Origin of the sequence: Pseudonocardia halophobica (assembly GCF_027922425.1) — a bacterium.
Classification (GTDB): Bacteria; Actinomycetota; Actinomycetes; order Mycobacteriales; family Pseudonocardiaceae; genus Pseudonocardia; species Pseudonocardia halophobica.
Map to the genome: position 1 here is coordinate 1 of NZ_BSFQ01000088.1, position 2,198 is coordinate 2,198.

Annotated in this window: 3 protein-coding genes; all 3 read left to right on the forward strand. The window is 69.6% G+C overall.

The genetic code is table 11. The features are described 5' to 3' along the window. A partial coding sequence (locus PKE99_RS37240; protein WP_498371918.1) for a phosphotriesterase family protein occupies positions 1-296 on the forward strand: 296 nt, incomplete at its 5' end. 39 nt (positions 297-335) lie between these two features. Continuing rightward, a complete protein-coding gene (locus PKE99_RS37245) occupies positions 336-677 on the forward strand; it encodes a cupin domain-containing protein (protein ID WP_037054513.1) in 342 nt (113 codons plus the stop codon). 65 nt (positions 678-742) lie between these two features. Beyond that, a partial coding sequence (locus PKE99_RS37250) for an aldehyde dehydrogenase (RefSeq protein WP_271214991.1) occupies positions 743-2,198 on the forward strand: 1,456 nt, incomplete at its 3' end.

Genomic DNA, 2,198 nt, shown 5'->3' on the forward strand with positions numbered 1-2,198 from the left:
TCGGCATGCCCTTCTTCTACGCGGGCGAGGGGCAATGTCCGGCGCTGCACCAGACCGCGGCCGCCGTCGCCGCGCTCGTCGCCGCGGGCTACGCCGAGCGCCTGCTACTGAGCCACGACATGGCCACGAAGGCGATGTGGACCCGCAACGGCGGCAACGGCTACGGCTACGTGCCCCGCTTCTTCCTGCCCCGGCTGGAACGCCACGGCGTCCCGGGCGAGGTGACCGCGAGCCTGCTCACCGCCAACCCCCGGCGCCTGTTCACGGCGGCCCGCGGCGCGCACGCCGACCACTGACCTCTCGAAACGAGAGTCTGTACACCTGTGAGGAGAACTGTGAGCCAGCTTCTGGGAAACGCCTTCTCGGCCGAGCTCGACTGGAAGCCGAAGACGTCGACATTCCGCACCGGGGCCCGCTACCTGGACGGCCTCACCGCGGGAACTGCCGTGGACGTCTGGGGAGCCGAGGTCGGGGAGTACCAGGGCGTCACGGCCGACGAGATCTTCGTGGTGCTCGAGGGTAAGGCGGAGGTCACCTTCCACCGCACCGGCGAGACGATCGTGATCGGGCCGGGGGACGTCGTCCGGCTGTTCGCCGGGGACACGAACACTTGGCGGACGATCGAGACCATCCGCAAGGTGTCGTTCTACGTCCCCCCGGTCCAGTCCGGATCCTGACCCGTACCCCGCACCTGACGGCGGTCCACGACCGGCACCGACAGAGAAGGAAAGAGAGAGAGCGAGTGGACATCACGACCGCCGGCGCCGTACCCCTCGAGCGGCTGGACGAGTTCTACATCGGCGGCCGATGGGTCGCCCCGACGTCCTCGGACACGATCGACGTCGTCGACTCCGTCACCGAGCAGGTGTACTTCAGCGTCGCGGAGGCGCGGAACGCCGACATCGCCGCCGCGGTCGGTGCGGCACGGGCGGCGTTCGACGACGGCCCCTGGCCGCGCATGACGCACAGCCGGCGCGCCGAGTATCTCCGGGCGATCGGCTCCGCGGTCGAGGACCGTGTCGAGGACGTCGCGCAGATCTGGCCGCGAGAGTCGGGAATCCTCGCCAGCGCGGCGCGCGGGGCGATGGGGGAGGTCACGGGCGCGTACTCCTACTACGCCGAGCTCGCGGCGTCGTTCCCCTTCGAGGAGCCCGCCACCCCGTCCGGCGGTGCCGGATACGGGACGATCGTGCGGGAGCCGGTCGGCGTCGTGGGCGCGATCATCCCGTGGAACGTGCCGATGACACTGATCGCCTACAAGCTCGCCCCCGCCCTGCTGGCCGGCTGCACCGTGGTCCTCAAGGCCTCCCCCGAAGCGCCGGGCGCAGCGCTGATCATGGCCGAGATCGCCGAGCAGGTCGGGCTGCCCGCGGGCGTGCTGAACGTGGTCACCGCCGATCGTGAGGTCTCCGAGACCCTGGTTCGAGACCCTCGGGTCGACAAGATCACGTTCACCGGATCGACCGCTGCGGGGAAGGCCATCGCCGGCATCATGACCGAGCGGGTCGGCCGTTTCACGCTCGAGCTCGGCGGCAAGTCCGCGGCAGTGGTCCTGGATGATGCGGACATCGCCGAGGCCGCGCGCGTCCTGGCCGGGGCGGAGTGCTTCCTCACCGGCCAGATCTGCGGCTCCCTGACCCGGATCATCGTGCCTCGCCATCGGCATGACGAGATGGTGGAGGGTCTCGCCGAAGCGTTCTCGCAGGTGACGGTGGGAGACCCCTTCGATCCGGCCGTGCAGATGGGCCCGCTGGCTACGGAACGGCAGCGGGAACGAGTCGAGGGTTACATCGAGATCGGGCTCAGCGAGGGAGCGACGCTCGCTGCCGGAGGTGGACGACCGGCCGGCCTCGACCGCGGATGGTTCGTCCAGCCGACCGTCTTCGGGAACGTGGACAACTCGTGGCGGATCGCGCAGGAGGAGATCTTCGGTCCCGTGCTGACGGTGATTCCCGCGAAGGACGAGCAGGATGCCATCCGCCTCGCCAACGACTCCATCTACGGCCTCAACGCCTCCGTGTTCACCCGAGACGTGGACAAGGCGCGAGCGGTCGGCCGGCAGCTCCGGGCGGGCACCGTCGGGCACAACGACAACCGCGCAGACTTCGGCATCGGCTTCGGCGGCTTCAAACAGTCCGGCATCGGCCGTGAAGGCGGCGTCGCAGGGCTGCTGCCCTACCTGGAGAACAAGACGATGG